Genomic DNA, 17,280 nt, shown 5'->3' with positions numbered 1-17,280 from the left:
GCCGACGGCGGTGAGGATTCGGTGTGGGAGTGGAAACGATGAGCAGGGTCGGGGAGATCGAGGCTGCGCTCGGCACCGTGCGCGCACGGCTCGACGCGGCGTGCCGGGACGCCGGTCGCGACCCCGCGGACGTGTCGCTGCTGCCCGTCACCAAGTTCTTCCCGGAATCCGACGCGCGGATCCTGTACGACCTCGGGTGCCGCGAATTCGGGGAGTCGCGGGAGCAGGAGGCCACGGCCAAGATTGCGGAGTTCCGCACCGTGGTGACGGATTCGTCGGTGCGGTGGCACATGATCGGACACCTCCAGCGCAACAAGGCGAAGGCCGTCGCGCACTGGGCGTACGCCATCCATTCGGTGGACAGCGAGCGGCTCGTCGGCGCACTCGGCCGCGCGGCCACGACGGCGCTCGAGGCGGGGGAGCGGCCCGAGCCGCTGCGGGTGCTGCTGCAGGTCAGTCTGGACGGCGATCCGCAGCGCGGCGGTGCCGCGATCGCAGACCTCGAACGCCTTGCCGCGCAGGTGCAGTCGTCGCCGGGACTCGAATATCGCGGGTTGATGGCGGTTCCGCCGATCGATGCCGATCCGGACGCCGCGTTCGAGGAATTGCAGAAGATTCACGCGCGGCTCAGGCGCGACCATCCGGATGCGACGGACCTCTCAGCGGGCATGACGAATGATCTCGAGCACGCTGTCCGACACGGGTCGACGTGCGTGCGTGTCGGAACCGCGCTGTTGGGTTCGAGGCCTATAACCTCGAAATAGATCGCCCAGGTGATCGCCAACCCGTCCACACCGCTGCGACCGGTCGCAGTTGGATCCTGTCCGCCGCGCCAAGGAAGGTCGATCAATGAGCAGTCTGCACAAGTTCAAGGCTTACTTCGGCATGGTTCCCCTCGACGACTACGAGGACGAGTACCTGGACGAGCCGGAACCTGCGCGCAGGCCTGCTCGACCGGCCCGCGACAGTGGACGTGATCCGTACCTCGACCGCGACGACCGTGACTTCGCCGAGCCGGCCTTCAGTAAGGCCGCCTACGCTCCCGGCCGCCGGGACGACCTCGACGACGACTTCGACCGGTACGACGGCCCCCGGCACTCGTCCCGGGTCGAACCCGTGGCCGTCCGGTCGGCCCGTCCCAGCGCGAGCGGTGCGGTGCGCGGCAGCACCCGCGGCGCGCTGGCCGTCGACACGCGGTCCGAGCGGGTGGAGAGTCGTCGCGGACCCCTCTTCGACGAAGGTGGGCCGCTGTCCAAGATCACCACGCTGCGCCCCCGCGACTACGGGGAGGCCCGCACGATCGGCGAGCGGTTCCGTGACGGCACCCCCGTCATCATGGACCTCGTCGAAATGAGCAACGCCGACGCCAAGCGCCTCGTCGATTTCGCCGCCGGACTGGCCTTCGCGCTGCGCGGGTCCTTCGACAAGGTGGCCACGAAGGTGTTCTTGCTCTCACCCGCAGACATCGACGTGTCCGCCGAGGAGCGTCGCCGCATCGCGGAAACCGGCTTCTACAGCCAGAAGTAAACCGGGGAGCGGGGGAAACGACCATCGGGATCCGAACGTCCGTAACGACGCGGGCCGCGGCGGCTGTGGCGGAGAAAGCCCTGGCCACGCGGCTCGTTTTGATCGGCCGGACATTCTCAGGCAGAGTGAAGGTGTGGCCTTGTTCTCGGTGATCTACTTGATACTGTTTGTCTTTTGGCTGCTACTCATCGGCAGAATCATTGTCGAGTTCGTACGGACCTTCGCACGAGACTGGCGACCAACCGGCGTCGTGGTCGTCATTCTCGAGGCGATTTTTACGGTCACCGATCCACCGGTCAAACTGCTACGGCGGTTGATCCCCCCGATCAATCTCGGTGGGGTGCGGTTGGATCTATCCATCATGGTCTTGCTGTTCATCGTCTTCATCCTGATGTCGATCGTTCAGGGACAAGCGCGTGCTACGGGTCTGGTGTGACAGAATGGACCCCATTGATCCAGTCTTGATTCACCGTTACGTAGACTGCGCTGTAACTGAATGCTTGCTAGACCGCCAAATGACGCGTGAAGGGATCCTTCCATGCCGCTGACTCCCGCTGATGTGCACAATGTCGCGTTCAGCAAGCCACCGATCGGTAAGCGGGGCTACAACGAAGACGAAGTCGATGCGTTTCTCGACCTCGTCGAGCAAGAGTTGTCGCGCCTGATCGAGGAGAACGCCGACCTTCGGCAGCGAGTAGGGGAGCTCGACAAGGAGCTCGCCGATGCGAAGAAGGCTCCACGCTCCGGGTCCGCAGCACCGACTCCCGCTCCGAAGGCGGAGCCGGCTCGTGTCGTCGAGCAGCCCAAGGCTCCCGCGCCGGCACCGGCTCCCGCCGCTGCGGCCGCGGCCGCTCCCGCGCAGGGCGCCGACGCTCACATGCAGGCCGCCAAGGTTCTGGGTCTCGCCCAGGAGATGGCGGACCGTCTCACGAGTGACGCGAAGACGGAGTCCGAGCAGCTGCTCGGCAACGCGCGCACCAACTCGGAGCAGCTGGTCAGCGATGCACGGACCCGTTCCGAGACGATGATCGCCGACGCCCGCCAGAAGTCGGAAGCACTGATCACGGACGCTCAGACCCGTTCCGAGACCCAGCTGCGCCAGGCCAAGGAGAAGGCCGACGCGCTGCAGGCGGACGCGGAGAAGAAGCACACCGAGATCATGGCGACGATCAACCAGCAGCGTTCCGTGCTCGAGGGTCGTATCGAGCAGCTCAAGACGTTCGAGCGCGAATACCGCGTGCGCCTGAAGTCGTACCTGGAGTCGCAGCTCGAGGAGCTGGAGCAGCGGGGATCCGCGGTTCCGGTGGACGGCGGTCAGGATTCGTTCGCGCAGGGTGGATCGCAGTCCAATTACAGCCAGTCCTACGCCAAGGGCAATAGCTGACTGAGCGCGCGGTAGTTGCCCAGCCAGCGGCCCGGATAGAGGTTGAGCCGTGCTGGTCGTGACACTCGCTCTTGCAGCGGTGGGGTTCGCTCTCCTGGTGGTGGCTCTCATGACCGGTTCGGTCGTGTGGGCCTGGGGATGCATCGTGGTATGCGTCGCCGGAGCGGTCCTGCTGCTCGTCAGCGCCCTCGCAGGCAAGAAGGCGGCGGCCGTTCCGGGGCAACCCGCGAGCGGTGTTCGCGCTGACCGCGGTCCCGCACGGGACGCGGACACGACGCCCGGATCCGACGAGGGCGACTGAGCTGCCGTATCCCGGTGGCGGCTAGACTGCATTCAGCGAACAATTCAGTAATCGAGTTACGGGGCGACGATCCGGCCATCACCGGGGAGCCTTCGGAAGAACGGCCGGCACGCCGGCTCAGTAGAACCGAACGGGTGGGCCCGTCACAGCCCGGCACCGAGAGGCGCCCTCCGGGGTGCAAGCGGGGTGGTACCGCGGTGGTGACGCAGGAGGCGTCTCCGTCGTCCCCGTGCCGAGTACGTCAGGCACGAGGAGATCGCGGTGACCGACACCAGCAACGTGACCAGCAGCAACGAGTCCTACCCCAAGGTCGACTACGGCGTCTCGCAGGATGCGGGTGTCCGGTTCCCTCAGATCGAGCAGCGTGTGCTGGCCGGCTGGGACGAGGACGACACCTTCCGGGCGTCGGTCGCCCAGCGTGACGACGCCCCCGAATTCGTGTTCTACGACGGTCCGCCGTTCGCGAACGGTCTCCCGCACTACGGCCACCTCCTGACGGGGTACGTCAAAGATCTGATCCCGCGGTTCCAGACCATGCGCGGCAACAAGGTCGAGCGCCGATTCGGCTGGGACTGCCACGGACTGCCCGCCGAACTCGAGGCGGAGAAGCAGCTCGGCATCAAGGACAAGTCCGAGATCGACGTCATGGGTCTCGAGAAGTTCAACGAGTACTGCAAGTCTTCCGTGCTGCGCTACACGGACGAGTGGCGCGACTACGTCACCCGTCAGGCGCGGTGGGTCGACTTCGACAACGACTACAAGACCCTGGACCTCGACTTCATGGAGTCGGTCATGTGGGCGTTCAAGGAACTGTTCGACAAGGGCCTGATCTACCAGGGTTTCCGTGTGCTGCCGTACAGCTGGTACGAGCAGACGCCGCTGTCGAACCAGGAGACCCGGCTCGACGACGCGTACAAGATGCGCCAGGACCCCGCCGTCACGGTCGACATGCCGCTGCACGGCGAGGGCCCGCTCGACGGCGCCAACGCGATCATCTGGACCACCACGCCGTGGACGCTGCCGTCCAACCTCGCGGTCGCAGTGCACCCGGACATCGACTACGTCCAGGTGACGGGCGCCGACGGCAAACGCTACGTGCTCGCCAAGGATCGGCTGGGGCACTATGCCCGCGAACTCGGCGAGGCGCCCGAGGTGCTGTCCGAGCACAAGGGTGCGGACCTCGTCGGGCTCCGCTACGACCCGCCGTTCGACTTCTTCGTCGGTCACGAGAACGCGCACCGCGTCATCTCCGCCGACTACGTCACCACCGAGTCCGGTACCGGAATCGTCCACCTCGCACCGGCTTTCGGTGAAGAGGACATGGAGTACTGCACGGCGAACGGGATCGAGATCGTGCAGCCGCTCGATCCGGGCGGCAAGTTCACGGCGATGGTGCCGCCGTACGAGGGTCTCCAGGTGTTCGACGCGAACCCGGTGATCATCAAGGACCTCAAGGCTGCTGGAAAGTTGCTGCGGCACGAGACGATCGAGCACTCGTACCCGCACAGCTGGCGCAGCGGGCAGCCGCTGATCTACATGGCGGTCCCGTCGTGGTTCGTCGCGGTCACCAAGTTCCGCGACCGCATGGTCGAGCTGAACCAGGACATCACGTGGGTGCCCGAACACATCCGCGACGGACAGTTCGGCAAGTGGCTCGAGGGTGCCCGCGACTGGAACATCAGCCGCAACCGGTACTGGGGCAGCCCGATTCCGGTGTGGGTGTCCGACGATCCGGCGTACCCGCGCACGGACGTGTACGGCTCGCTCGACGAACTCGAGCACGACTTCGGGGTGCGGCCGACGGATCTGCACCGGCCGATGATCGACGACCTGGTGCGCCCGAACCCGGACGACCCGACCGGGAAGTCGATGATGCGGCGTGTGCCCGAGGTCCTCGACTGCTGGTTCGAGTCCGGGTCGATGCCGTACGCGCAGGTGCACTACCCGTTCGAGAACCGTGAATGGTTCGACGGCCACTTCCCTGGCGATTTCATCGTCGAGTACAACGGGCAGACCCGCGGCTGGTTCTACACGCTGCACGTGCTGGCGACGGCGCTGTTCGATCGTCCCGCCTTCAAGACCGTTGCGGCTCACGGCATCGTCCTGGGTGAAGACGGACTGAAGATGAGCAAGTCCAAGGGCAACTACCCGGACGTGAAGGAGGTATTCGAGCGGGACGGCTCGGACGCCATGCGCTGGTTCCTCATGTCCTCGCCGATCCTGCGCGGCGGAAACCTCGTCGTCACCGAACAGGGCATCCGCGAGGGTGTCCGGCAGGCGCTGCTGCCGCTGTGGAACGCGTGGAGCTTCCTGCAGCTGTACGCGCCGACCTCCGGTAAGTGGCGCACGGATTCGACGAACGTCCTGGACCGGTACATCCTCGCGAAGCTGGCCGGAACCCGGGACGCCATCACCGGCGCGCTCGAGACGAACGACATCGCCGGGGCGTGCGACGAACTGCGCACGTTCTGTGACGCGCTGACGAACTGGTATGTGCGGCGGTCGCGTTCGCGTTTCTGGGACGAGGACAAGGACGCCGTCGACACCCTCCACACGGTGCTCGAGGTGGTCACCCGGCTCGCCGCTCCGTTGCTGCCCCTGATCAGCGAGGTCATCTGGCGGGGACTGACCGGCGGACGGTCCGTGCACCTCGCGGACTGGCCGGCAGGAGCGGAGCCTGCGGAGCGACCCGGAAGCACCGCGGGTCAGCTGCCGGCGGATCCGGAGTTGGTGTCGGCGATGGACGAGGTGCGGTCGGTGTGCTCGACGGTGCTGGGCCTGCGCAAGGCACAGAACCTCCGGGTGCGGCTGCCGCTGCCCGAGGTGACGGTCGCGTCCGACGACGCGGAGCGCCTGCGCCCGTACCTGGGTCTCATCGCCGACGAGGTCAACGTCAAGAAGGTCGACCTCACCACCGACGTGGACGTGCACGGCCGGTTCGAGCTCGTCGTCAACGCGCGCGCCGCGGGACCGCGCCTCGGCAAGGACGTGCAGACCGTCATCAAGGCCGTGAAGGCCGGTGACTGGTCGGAGAATTCGGACGGCGTCGTCGTCGCGGCGGGGATCGAGTTGCTGCCGGAGGAGTACACGCAGCGGCTCGTGGCCGCCGAACCGGAGTCGACGGCAGCCCTGCCCGACGGGGCCGGTCTGGTCGTCCTGGACTCGGCGGTCACCGAGGAACTGGAAGCCGAGGGCTGGGCGAAGGACCGGATCCGCGAGTTGCAGGACGCGCGGCGCGCCGCCGGGCTCGAGGTGTCCGATCGGATCACCGTCGTCCTCGACGTGCCCGAAGAGCGGCGGGACTGGGCGCTCGCGCACCGCAAGCTGATCGCGGGCGAGATCCTCGCCGTCGAACTGGAACTGGCCGAGGCGCCGGGCGACGCCGTCGAGCTCGGTGAGGGTGTGCGGGCGGCGATCGCGAAGGCGTGACCTGTCGTACCGGGCGGGTATTTTGCACCAGGTGAGTCGTCGGTGGGTGCTGCACCTCGACATGGACGCGTTCTTCGCGTCGGTCGAGCAGCTCACCCGGCCGACGCTCCGCGGCCGCCCGGTTCTCGTCGGTGGGCTCGGCGGGCGCGGCGTCGTCGCCGGCGCCAGCTACGAGGCGCGGGTGTTCGGCGCGCGTTCAGCCATGCCGATGCATCAGGCCCGCAGGCTGGTGGGTCCCGGTGCGGTGGTGCTGCCGCCGCGGGGTCGCCTCTACGGCATGTTGAGCAAGTCCGTGTTCGACGCGCTCCGCGGCCCGATGCCGGTGCTCGAGCAACTGTCGATGGACGAGGCGTTCGGCGAACCCATCGAGCTGGCCGGGGCGGATGCGGGCACGGTGCAACGCTATTGCGAGGGACTGCGCGCGTTGGTGCTCGAGGAGACGGGACTGGTCGCGTCCATCGGTGCCGGGTCGGGCAAGCAGGTGGCCAAGATCGCGTCCGGTCTGGCCAAACCCAACGGGATCACGGTGATTCCGCCGGACGAGCAGCATGCGGTGCTGGACGAGCTTCCGGTGCGGAAGCTGTGGGGCATCGGCCCAGTCGCGGAGGAGAAGCTGAAGCGGCTCGGCATCGAGACCATCGGCGGTTTCGCGCGGACCCCGGAATCGGAGGTGGCGTCCATTCTGGGCACCACGGTCGGACCGGGCCTGCACCGGTTGGCGCAGGGCATCGACAATCGGCCGGTCGCCGAACGCGCCGAGTCCAAACAGGTCAGTGCGGAGACGACTTTCGCCACCGACATCGTCACGATGGCGGAGTTGCGCGGTGCCGTCGAGTCGAGCGCGGCGTCCGCGTTCGTGCGTCTGCAGAAGGACGGCCGGGCGGCGCGGACGGTGGTGCTGAAGCTGAAGAAGGCGGACATGAGCGTCGTGACGCGCTCGGTGACGCTGCCCTACGCGACCCTCGACCGTCAGATCCTCGTCGCGGCGGCGCAGCGCCAGGTGATCGATCCGCTGGAACTCGGGCCGGTGCGTCTGGTCGGGGTGGGATTCGCCGGACTGTCGACGGTCCGCCAGGGCTCGCTGTTCCCCGAACTGGACCTGGACGTCCCGGGTTATCAGGAGTCGAAGATCACGGTGGCGGGCGCCGACGACGGCCTCTCCGCGCCCGTTCCGGCACCCGCCCGGGCGATCGACACCCGGTGGCATCCCGGTCTCGACGTGACGCACCCGGACTTCGGTCACGGCTGGGTGCAGGGGGCGGGCCACGGTGTCGTGACAGTCCGATTCGAAACGCGCACAACGGGTCCGGGGAAGGCGCGGACCTTCAAGGTGGACGACGCGCAACTCGAACGGGCCGATGTGGAAGGCTCGCTCGAGTGACCGGACCCACCGCCCGGACGAAGGAGTGGAGACCGGCTCCACGAGAAGGTAGCCTCGGGCGCTGATGCTTACCCTTGGGTAATGTTGGCCCGGGTAGCGATAGATGCTCAGATCGTCCGAGAACGAACACCGAGAATGAAGAGGTTATTGAGTTGAAGCTTCGTAAGATCACGGTTGCCGGAGTAGCAATCGCCGCAGCCCTCACGATGTCCGCGTGTGGCTCCGACGAGAGCGACACGGCGACCAAGACCACGACGACGACTTCCGCAGCTGCCGAGACCTCGGAAGCCATCGAGGTGCCCACCGCGGCCGATCTCAACGCGCTTCTGGTGCAGGGCCTCGATCCGGCCACGCCGCTCGAGGTCAAGTCCGCGATGGTCGAGGGCTCGGAGCAGGATCCGGAGCTCATCAACCAGGTCGCTGCCGCAGCCAAGGCGAACAACGCCGAGGTCACCGTTCTCGACCCGGTCATCGACAACGGCGACGGCACCGCCAGCGGCCAGCTGCAGCTGACCGTCAACGGCCAGGTCCAGCAGGGTGGCGTTCCGGCCATCTTCGTTCCCGGCGAGAACGGAACGTGGAAGCTGTCGAAGATCACCGCATGCCAGATCGTGTCGCTCGCGCAGCTGACCTCGCCTGCATGCCCTGCCTGATTTCAGGCCGAACCGCGCGGTCCTGACGGATCGCCGCGTTCTGGCACCGATGCCGGTGTCCCCTCGGGGACACCGGCATCGGTCGTTCGTGGCCTGGTCTCAGCCGGCGGGTGCGGGTGCGAGCTTCGCGACGGCGGTGCTCGTCAGGTCGCCGAAGACGCCGGCGTCGATCGGGTCCTGGCCCGTCGCGACCAGCTGCGTGACGGTGCTCCCGACGACGACCACCACCACATCCGAGACCAGACTGACGCCCTCGCTGGTGGTGACGAGCCGGAACGCCACCGATGCGTCGCCCGCGGGCTGCTGCTCGCGGCCGCCGACCCGGTACTGCACCTGCACGCCGTCGGCGTCCGTGCCGGTGTACTCGGTGCATCCCGCCAGCCGGTCCTGCACCGCCGAGAACGCCGCGGAGGCGTCGGCGCCGGTACCGTAACTGGCCGCGTCCTGGTCGATGGTCGCGAAGCCGGGGCCGGTGAACCAGCCGGACGCCGCCGCCACCGCGCCCGCACGCTGATCCGCGACGGGCGACAGCACGGCGCCGCATTCCGCCGGATTCGTGCTCGACTTGTCGGAGTCCGCCGACTCCGACGCCGGAGGCAGCCCCAGATCCTCCTCGGGATCGGGCACCGGGGTGAAGCCGACGGGAAGGTCCCCGGCGTCGAGGAGGGCCGCCTTCAGCGCGGCCCGATCGGGGAACGGTGCGCCCGCCGCGTCCGGCGCTGCGGTCACTACCGGTCCGAGCGGCGCGAGTGAGGCGCCGGCACCGGCGTCGCCGGACGCGTTCGACGAGCACGCCGACAGCGCGAGCACCGCGAACAGGGAACAGGATGCGGCAACGGTTCCGCGGCGCATCAGGAACCCCACCGGACCGAGTTCGACGTGGTCTGGTGCAGGCGGGTGGAGCCGTCGGGGTCGCTGTACTCCTGGTCACCGCCCACGGTCACCGTCCCGGTGACGGGCAGCGGCAGGCCGAGGTCGACGGTCATGGTGCCCGAGCCCTGCATCACGTACTGGTCGACGTTCAGCGTGCCCGCCTCCCCGGGCAGCTCCCAGACGGGTGACTTCGGCTTCTGGTCGATCGTGTAGTCGACGGTGAGGCGGTTGCCGTCCCGGGCGGTCAGGGTGGCCACCGTGGTCTGGTCGAGGGCGATGCCGCTCATCACCTGCTGGCGGATCGTCCACTGGGCGCCCACCCCGACGGGCTCCGCCGGAAACGGGACCGTGCGGTACACGGCCTGGTAGAAGGCCTGCTCTATCGCGGAGCGGGCGATGTCCTGGGCTTCGGCGTCCGGACGCAGTCGCAGTGCGGTGATCGCACCGGTGGGGTCGACGGTGAACCCGGCGCCCGAACCGGCACTGGCCTCGAGCGCGCTGCCGAGCCGGTCGTCGGGGCTGGTGACGTCACCGAGCCTGAGGTCGACGGTGGTGCCGCCGTCCGTGTCGTCGGTGGACTGCCCGACGGCGGCGGTGAGGGGGAGTGTGATCTCGGGTGAGGAGAAGTCCTGGGCGGGCTGGTCGTCGATCTGCTGGAACACCTGCGCGTCGGTGATCAACTGCACCTGCTGTGTGACCCCCACCGGCGGTCTGCGCTGGATCACCTCGCGCGGCTCCTCGCCGGGCTGGATCAGTTCGACGGTGGTCGCGGAGATCGGGACGGTCACTTCGGCGGGAGTGGACGTGGACCCTGCGGGGCTCGACTCCGAGGAGTCGCCGTCACCTCCGCACCCGGCGGTCAGCGCGACCAGGGAGAGGGTTGCGGCGAGTAGGCAGAATCCGGGTCGCAGAGCGTTCGAGAACAGTGGCACGCCCCCAGGTTAGTGCGCGCGGGAGCGCGTGAACGGAGGCTTGCCTCCGTAGTGGATGATGAACGGGTGAGTCAAGACCCCACGGCAGAGAACGAGACCGACGCCGAAGACCGAAACGACGATGACCCGTCCGGCAGCGCACCGCCGCAGCCGGTGACGCATCAGCGCAGGCTGCTGCTGTTCGTGATCGCAGGTGTCGTCCTGGCCACGGACCTGCTGACGAAGATCCTCGCCGTCGCGAACATCGAGCCCGGCCGGCCGGTCTGGTTGATCGGGGACATCGTCTCGCTGCGGCTCGTGCGCAACCCGGGCGCGGCGTTCTCCATGGCCACCGGCATGACGTGGCTGCTCACGCTCGTCGCCGTGGGTGTGGTGATCGGCGTCGTCCGCATCGGCCGCACGCTGCGGTCGCCGTGGTGGGCGCTCGGTCTGGGGCTGGTACTCGGCGGCGCCCTCGGCAACCTCGTCGACCGGTTCTTCCGGGCACCGGGAGTGATGCAGGGTCACGTCGTCGATTTCGTGTCCGTCGGCTGGTGGCCGGTGTTCAACGTGGCGGATTCCGGCATCGTGTGCGGTGCGATCCTGCTCGTGGTGCTCACCCTGATCGGGCTGGAACCGGACGGAACACGTAAGGGGGTAGAGAAGTGAGGGAAACACGGTCGATGCCGGTCCCGGACGGGCTCGAAGCGATGAGGGTCGACGCCGGACTCGCTCGACTGCTCGGTCTGTCGCGCACCGCGGTGGCTCAGCTCACCGAGGAAGGTTCGGTGCTCGTCGACGGCGCACCCGTCGGCAAGTCCGATCGCCTGTCCGCAGGCGCCTGGCTCGAGGTGGAACTGCCCGAACCGCCGCGTCCGCTGACCATCGAGGCGGAGCCCGTCGAGGGCATGGAAATCCTGTACGCCGACGACGACGTGGTCGCCGTCGACAAACCGGTCGGTGTCGCCGCCCACGCCAGCGTGGGCTGGACCGGTCCGACGGTGATCGGCGGTCTCGCCGCCGCAGGCTTCCGGATCTCGACGTCGGGTGCGCACGAGCGCCAGGGCATCGTGCACCGGCTGGACGTCGGCACGTCCGGAGTGATGGTGGTGGCCACGTCGGAACGCGCCTACACACTCCTCAAGCGCGCATTCAAGCAGCGGACCATCGACAAGCGATACCACGCGCTGGTGCAGGGGCACCCGGATCCGAGCAGCGGAACCATCGACGCGCCGATCGGCAGGCACCGCAGCAACGACTGGAAGTTCGCCGTCACCGCGGACGGCAAGCCCAGCATCACGCACTACGACACGGTCGAGGCGTTCCAGGCGGCGAGCCTGCTGGACATCCACCTCGAAACGGGCCGGACCCATCAGATCCGCGTCCACTTCGCCGCACTGCGGCACCCGTGCTGCGGCGACCTCACGTACGGGGCCGATCCGCGGCTGGCGGAACGTCTCGGGCTGGAGCGGCAGTGGCTGCACGCCCGGTCGCTCGGGTTCGCGCATCCCGCGGACGGGCGGTGGGTCGAGATCACGTCCAAGTACCCGAAGGATCTCGAGGACGCTCTCGGGGTTCTGCGGGCGAGCTGAGGTGAGGGTCCCGCACCCGAGCGGTCCGGCGGTGCCGGCAGCGCTCACCGCCGTCGTCCTGATCGCGGTGACGGTCGTGCTCGGAGCACTGCATCCCGTCCGGCGCGCACCCGTGTCGACGGACAGCCTGGGCCCGGACAACGGGGAAGTGGTGGCCGACTACCTGGCCCGGGCGGACCGATCGCTCGACGCGGCGGACGGGCGCCGAGAGCGCTGGGCGCTGGTGTCGTTCACGCGTCCGGTGACGACGCACGTCGTCGGGGACGTTGCGTCCGGCACCCGCGTGTCGCAGGTGCTCTTCCGCGTGCCCCTGGACCGGGTGCAGACACCCCTCGTTCCCGTGTCCGTCGCGGCAGGCGATGCGGCCCTCGCACGGGCGAGTGTCCTGGCCGCCGGACGCGCCCAGGCGATGACGGGCGAAACGGAGCGGCAGGCGCAGATCGCGGCGGTGTCGTCGGCGGTACTGGCCCGGAACTGCGCGTGCGTGATCGGTGTCGTCGTCCGCGGTGATCACGAAGCCCTCACCGCGCTGCGGTCCGCCCCGGACGTCCGGGCGGTCGAGGCGCTCGGAGCCGACGCCGTCGCCGGGCGGTTCGCCGTGCGCCCGCTGTTGCCCGAGCAGGTCGAGACCGTCGTGCCCGGCCCCGATGACGGGCTCGTCCCGGGGAGCGGTTCGTGAAGGCGAGGCACGCGGAAACCGTGGGTGCCGCATGTGGAGTCGGCGCCTACGTGCTGTGGGGGGCGTTCCCGGCGTTCTTCGGATTGCTCGGCCCGGCCGGGTCGGTGGAGATCCTCGCGCACCGGGTGGTGTGGACGCTCGCGCTCATGTTCGTCGTTCTCGCGGTCTCGAGCCGGCTCCGGTCGCTGCGCGGGCTGAGCGTGCGCACCTGGCTGCTGGTCACCGCCGCGTCGACCGCCATCGCCGTGAACTGGGGCACCTACATCTACGGGGTCACGTCGGACCGGGTGGTCGAGACCGCGCTCGGCTACTTCATCAACCCGTTGGTGAGCGTGCTGCTCGGGGTCGTGATCTTCCGGGAGCGGCTCGTCCCCGCCCAGATCGTCGCCCTCGCGCTCGCCGCCGTCGCGGTCATCGTGATCACGGTCGATTACGGGCATCCGCCGTACATCGCGCTGACCCTGGCCGCGTCGTTCGCGCTGTACGGACTGTGCAAGAAGGTGGTGCCGCTCGATCCGCGGACGAGCCTCACCGCCGAGGGGATCGTGGCCGCGCCCGTCGCGGTCGGCTATCTCGTGTTCCTGGCCCTCACCGGGGCGGGCACGTTCCTCGGGTTCGGGTCCGGTCACACCCTGCTGCTGATGGCCGCGGGACCGGTGACGGCCCTGCCGTTGTTGCTGTTCGGCGCGGCCGCGCAACGGGTGCCGTTGCGCACACTCGGCATGCTGCAGTACCTGACGCCGGCGCTGCAGATGGCGTGGGGCGTCGCGGTTCTCCACGAGGACATGCCCGCGTCGCGGTGGATCGGTTTCGCGCTGATCTGGGTGGCACTCGCGATCTTCAGTACCGATGCGCTGGTACGGGTCCGGCGCGAGCGGCGAAGGACCGAGCCGTCCCAGGCGCCCGTCCAGTAACTCGCGTCACGACTTCGCCGACACCCGCCGTCGGCGACCGGTGCTGTCGGTCCGAGGGCCTACACTCGTGAGGCTCCCAGACCTTCAGAGAGGCGCACGTGGCTGACTCGTTCGTACATCTGCACAATCACACCGAGTACTCGATGCTCGACGGTGCGGCCAAGGTCGGCCCCCTGTTCGAAGAGGCCGAGCGACTGGGGATGTCGGCGGTCGGCATGACCGACCACGGCAACATGTACGGCGCCAGCGAGTTCTACAACGAGGCCAAGAAGCAGGGCATCAAGCCGATCATCGGCATCGAGGCGTACATCGCGCCCGAGTCCCGCTTCAACACCAAGCGCGTGTTGTGGGGCGACCGCAGCCAGAAGTCCGACGACGTCTCCGGTAGCGGTGCGTACACCCACATGACGATGGTCGCGGAGAACGCGACCGGCCTGCGGAACCTGTTCAAGCTGTCCTCGCTCGCGTCCATCGAGGGTCAGCTCGGCAAGTGGGCACGAATGGACGAAGAGCTCATCGCCACCCACCACGAGGGCATCATCGCGACCACGGGCTGCCCGTCCGGTGAGATCCAGACCCGGCTTCGGCTCGGCCACGACCGCGAGGCGCTCGAGGCCGCCGCCAAGTGGCAGGAGATCTGGGGCAAGGACAACTTCTTCCTCGAGCTGATGGACCACGGACTGTCGATCGAGCGACGGGTGCGCGAGGGCCTGCTCGAGATCAGCAAGAAGCTCGAGATTCCGCCGCTCGCCACCAACGACTGCCACTACGTCACCAAGGAAGCCGCGGAGAACCACGAGGCCCTCCTCTGCATCCAGACCGGTAAGACGCTGTCCGACCCCACCCGGTTCAAGTTCGACGGCGACGGCTATTACCTGAAGCCGGCCGCGGAGATGCGGGCGCTGTGGGACGACCAGGTGCCCGGAGCGTGCGACAACACACTGCTGATCGCCGAGCGGGTCCAGTCGTACGACGACGTGTGGGCGCACCACGACCGGATGCCGATCTTCCCGGTCCCCGAGGGCGAGACGCAGGGCACCTGGCTGCGCAAGGAGGTCATGCGCGGACTGGACCGCCGGTTCCCCGACGGTCCGCCCGAGGAGTACCTCGCCCGCGCCGACTACGAGATCGGCGTCATCCTCGAAATGGGTTTCCCCGCCTACTTCCTCGTCGTCGGCGACCTCATCAACCACGCCCGGGAGGTCGGCATCCGCGTCGGCCCCGGCCGAGGCTCGGCGGCCGGTTCGCTCGTCGCCTACGCGATGGGCATCACCAACATCGACCCCATCCCGCACGGCCTGCTGTTCGAGCGGTTCCTGAACCCCGAGCGCGTCTCGATGCCCGATATCGATATCGACTTCGACGATCGCCGTCGCGGCGAGATGGTGCGCTACGCGACGGACAAGTGGGGCAGCGACCGCGTCGCCCAGGTCATCACGTTCGGCACCATCAAGACGAAGGCGGCCATCAAGGACTCCGCCCGAGTCCAGTTCGGTCAGCCCGGTTTCGCGATCGCCGACCAGATCACGAAGGCGTTGCCGCCGCCGATCATGGCCAAGGACATCTCGGTGTCCGGCATCACCGACCCGAACCACGAGCGCTACAAGGAAGCGGTGGAGGTTCGCGCCCTCATCGACTCCAACCCGGACGTCGCGAAGATCTACCAGACGGCCAAGGGACTCGAGGGCCTGATCCGTAACGCCGGCGTCCACGCCTGCGCGGTGATCATGTCGTCCGAACCGCTGATGGACGCGATTCCCGTGTGGAAGCGCGCCCAGGACGGCGCCATCATCACCGGCTGGGACTACCCGTCGTGCGAGGCCATCGGCCTGCTGAAGATGGACTTCCTCGGACTGCGGAACCTCACCGTCATCGGTGACGCCATCGACAACATCAAGGCCAACCGGGGGATCGACCTCGATCTCGACACCCTCGCGCTCGACGATCAAGCCACGTACGAACTGCTCTCCCGCGGAGACACTCTCGGTGTGTTCCAGCTCGACGGCAGCGCGATGCGCGACCTGCTGCGCCGCATGCAGCCCACCGGCTTCGAGGACATCGTCGCGGTGCTCGCGCTGTACCGGCCCGGTCCGATGGGCATGAACGCGCACAACGACTACGCCGACCGCAAGAACGGGCGGCAAGAGGTCAAACCCATCCACCCGGAGCTCGAGGAGCCCCTGAAAGAGATCCTGGCCGACACGTACGGCCTGATCGTCTACCAGGAGCAGATCATGCAGATCGCTCAGAAGGTGGCCGGGTACTCGCTCGGACAGGCCGACATTCTCCGCCGAGCCATGGGTAAGAAAAAGCTCTCGGTGCTGGAGGAGGCGTACGCCGGTTTCCGTGAGGGCATGCTCGCCAACGAATTCTCCGAGCCCGCCATCAAGGCGCTGTGGGACACCATCCTTCCGTTCGCCGGGTACGCGTTCAACAAGTCGCACGCGGCCGGGTACGGCCTGGTGTCGTTCTGGACCGGGTACCTCAAGGCCAACTATCCGGCCGAGTACATGGCCGGTCTGCTCACCTCGGTCGGTGACGACAAGGACAAGGCCGCCGTCTACCTGGCGGACTGCCGCAAGATGGGTATCACCGTGCTGCCGCCGGACGTCAACGAATCGGAGGTCAACTTCGCCTCCGTCGGTGAGGACATCCGGTTCGGCATGGGCGCGGTCCGCAACGTCGGTGCCAACGTCGTGGGCTCGATCATCAAGGCGCGCAAGGAGAAGTCCAAGTTCGTCGACTTCTCCGACTACCTCAACAAGATCGACGCCGCCGCCTGCTCCAAGAAGGTCACCGAGTCGCTGATCAAGGCAGGCGGGTTCGACTCGCTGGGTCATCCGCGCAAGGGACTCATGCTCGTCCACGCCGACGCCATCGACGCGGTGATGGGTACCAAGAAGGCGGAGGCGATCGGACAGTTCGACCTGTTCGGTGGCGACGACGCCGACGAGTCGATCTCCTCGGTGTTCAACGTGAAGATCCCGGACGAGGAGTGGGACTCGAAGCACCGGTTGGCGCTGGAACGGGAAATGCTGGGACTGTACGTGTCCGGGCACCCGCTCAACGGCGTCGAACACGTGCTGTCGGCGCAGTCCGACACCGCGATCCCGACCATCCTCGAAGGCGACATCAAGGACGGCACCCAGGTCACCGTCGGCGGCATCCTCGCGTCGGTGAACCGGAGGATCAACAAGAACGGTCTCACCTGGGCGTCCGCGCAGCTCGAGGATCTGACCGGCGGTATCGAGGTGCTGTTCTTCCCGCAGGCCTACTCGGTCTACGGGATGGATGTCACGGAGGACTCCGTCGTGCTCGTCAAGGCGCGCGTGTCGATTCGTGACGACCGGATCTCGCTCATCGCCAACGACCTTGCGGTGCCGGATCTCTCGGCGGTGGGGGTCGCGAAGCCGCTGGCGGTCAGTCTTCCGCTGCGTCAGTGCACCAAGGACAAGCTCGGTGCGCTGCGTCAGGTGCTCACGCGCCATCCGGGCACCTCGGACGTGCACGTGCGGTTGATCGGCGGCACCGAGGTCACGTTGTGGAAGGTGGACGACGTGCTCCGGGTGGAACCGTCGTCGGCGTTGATGGGTGATCTCAAGGCGCTGCTCGGACCGAGCTGCCTGTCTGTGTGAC

At 67.8% G+C, this 17,280-nt stretch carries 15 protein-coding genes; 13 read left to right on the top strand and 2 right to left on the bottom strand.

The window, feature by feature from the left end:
• Positions 1 to 38: 38 nt before the first annotated feature.
• The 8 genes from RHA1_RS05220 to RHA1_RS05185 all read left to right on the top strand — a co-directional run bounded on the left by RHA1_RS05220 (position 39) and on the right by RHA1_RS05185 (position 8,675).
• Positions 39 to 764, top strand: coding sequence for a YggS family pyridoxal phosphate-dependent enzyme (locus tag RHA1_RS05220; protein ID WP_011594220.1), 726 nt, complete (start codon positions 39 to 41; stop codon positions 762 to 764).
• Between the two features lie 85 nt (positions 765 to 849).
• A complete protein-coding gene (locus RHA1_RS05215) occupies positions 850 to 1,527 on the top strand; it encodes a cell division protein SepF (RefSeq protein WP_005574458.1) in 678 nt (225 codons plus the stop codon).
• Between the two features lie 133 nt (positions 1,528 to 1,660).
• A complete protein-coding gene (locus RHA1_RS05210; RefSeq protein ID WP_005247609.1) occupies positions 1,661 to 1,963 on the top strand; it encodes a YggT family protein in 303 nt (100 codons plus the stop codon).
• A 102-nt stretch (positions 1,964 to 2,065) separates the two neighbouring features.
• Positions 2,066 to 2,911, top strand: a complete 846-nt coding sequence (wag31, locus tag RHA1_RS05205) for a DivIVA-like cell division protein Wag31 (RefSeq protein ID WP_011594219.1) — start codon at positions 2,066 to 2,068, stop codon at positions 2,909 to 2,911.
• 49 nt (positions 2,912 to 2,960) lie between these two features.
• Entirely contained in the window at positions 2,961 to 3,212 is a 252-nt protein-coding gene (locus RHA1_RS05200; RefSeq protein WP_011594218.1) for a hypothetical protein, read from the top strand.
• A gap of 261 nt (positions 3,213 to 3,473) precedes the next feature.
• Complete coding sequence (ileS, locus tag RHA1_RS05195; protein WP_011594217.1) at positions 3,474 to 6,641, top strand: isoleucine--tRNA ligase; 3,168 nt, start codon at positions 3,474 to 3,476, stop codon at positions 6,639 to 6,641.
• 31 nt (positions 6,642 to 6,672) lie between these two features.
• Positions 6,673 to 8,022 (top strand): DNA polymerase IV, encoded by a 1,350-nt coding sequence (locus RHA1_RS05190; protein ID WP_011594216.1) that lies wholly within the window; start codon positions 6,673 to 6,675, stop codon positions 8,020 to 8,022.
• Between the two features lie 152 nt (positions 8,023 to 8,174).
• Positions 8,175 to 8,675, top strand: coding sequence for a WKL family lipoprotein (locus tag RHA1_RS05185; protein WP_005247603.1), 501 nt, complete (start codon positions 8,175 to 8,177; stop codon positions 8,673 to 8,675).
• A 99-nt stretch (positions 8,676 to 8,774) separates the two neighbouring features.
• Here the strand turns inward: RHA1_RS05185 and RHA1_RS05180 are convergent, their stop codons facing one another.
• Positions 8,775 to 9,527 (bottom strand): sensor domain-containing protein, encoded by a 753-nt coding sequence (locus tag RHA1_RS05180; protein ID WP_011594215.1) that lies wholly within the window; start codon positions 9,525 to 9,527, stop codon positions 8,775 to 8,777.
• On the bottom strand, positions 9,527 to 10,480 hold the full coding sequence (locus RHA1_RS05175; protein WP_011594214.1) for a hypothetical protein: 954 nt from the start codon (positions 10,478 to 10,480) through the stop codon (positions 9,527 to 9,529). The genes RHA1_RS05180 and RHA1_RS05175 overlap by 1 nt, the downstream gene beginning before the upstream one ends.
• A gap of 51 nt (positions 10,481 to 10,531) precedes the next feature.
• On the opposite strand from RHA1_RS05175, the gene lspA reads away from it, so the two are divergent.
• From lspA to dnaE, 5 genes are all read left to right on the top strand, one after another.
• On the top strand, positions 10,532 to 11,128 hold the full coding sequence (gene lspA / locus RHA1_RS05170; RefSeq protein WP_009473722.1) for a signal peptidase II: 597 nt from the start codon (positions 10,532 to 10,534) through the stop codon (positions 11,126 to 11,128).
• A complete protein-coding gene (locus RHA1_RS05165; RefSeq protein WP_029537355.1) occupies positions 11,125 to 12,051 on the top strand; it encodes an RluA family pseudouridine synthase in 927 nt (308 codons plus the stop codon). Before lspA ends, RHA1_RS05165 begins: the two co-directional genes overlap by 4 nt.
• A gap of 1 nt (position 12,052) precedes the next feature.
• Positions 12,053 to 12,730, top strand: a complete 678-nt coding sequence (locus RHA1_RS05160; RefSeq protein WP_011594213.1) for a hypothetical protein — start codon at positions 12,053 to 12,055, stop codon at positions 12,728 to 12,730.
• On the top strand, positions 12,727 to 13,644 hold the full coding sequence (rarD, locus tag RHA1_RS05155; RefSeq protein ID WP_011594212.1) for an EamA family transporter RarD: 918 nt from the start codon (positions 12,727 to 12,729) through the stop codon (positions 13,642 to 13,644). Before RHA1_RS05160 ends, rarD begins: the two co-directional genes overlap by 4 nt.
• Positions 13,645 to 13,742: 98 nt before the next feature.
• Positions 13,743 to 17,279 carry a DNA polymerase III subunit alpha gene (dnaE, locus tag RHA1_RS05150; protein WP_009473718.1) on the top strand — a complete coding sequence of 1,179 codons (3,537 nt, stop codon included), beginning with the start codon at positions 13,743 to 13,745 and terminating at the stop codon, positions 17,277 to 17,279.
• Position 17,280: the final 1 nt, after the last annotated feature.

Source organism: Rhodococcus jostii RHA1 (assembly GCF_000014565.1).
Classification (GTDB): Bacteria; Actinomycetota; Actinomycetes; order Mycobacteriales; family Mycobacteriaceae; genus Rhodococcus_F; species Rhodococcus_F jostii_A.
The sequence above is the reverse complement of the archived record's forward strand: the minus strand, read 5'-3'. Positions and strand labels throughout refer to the sequence as shown.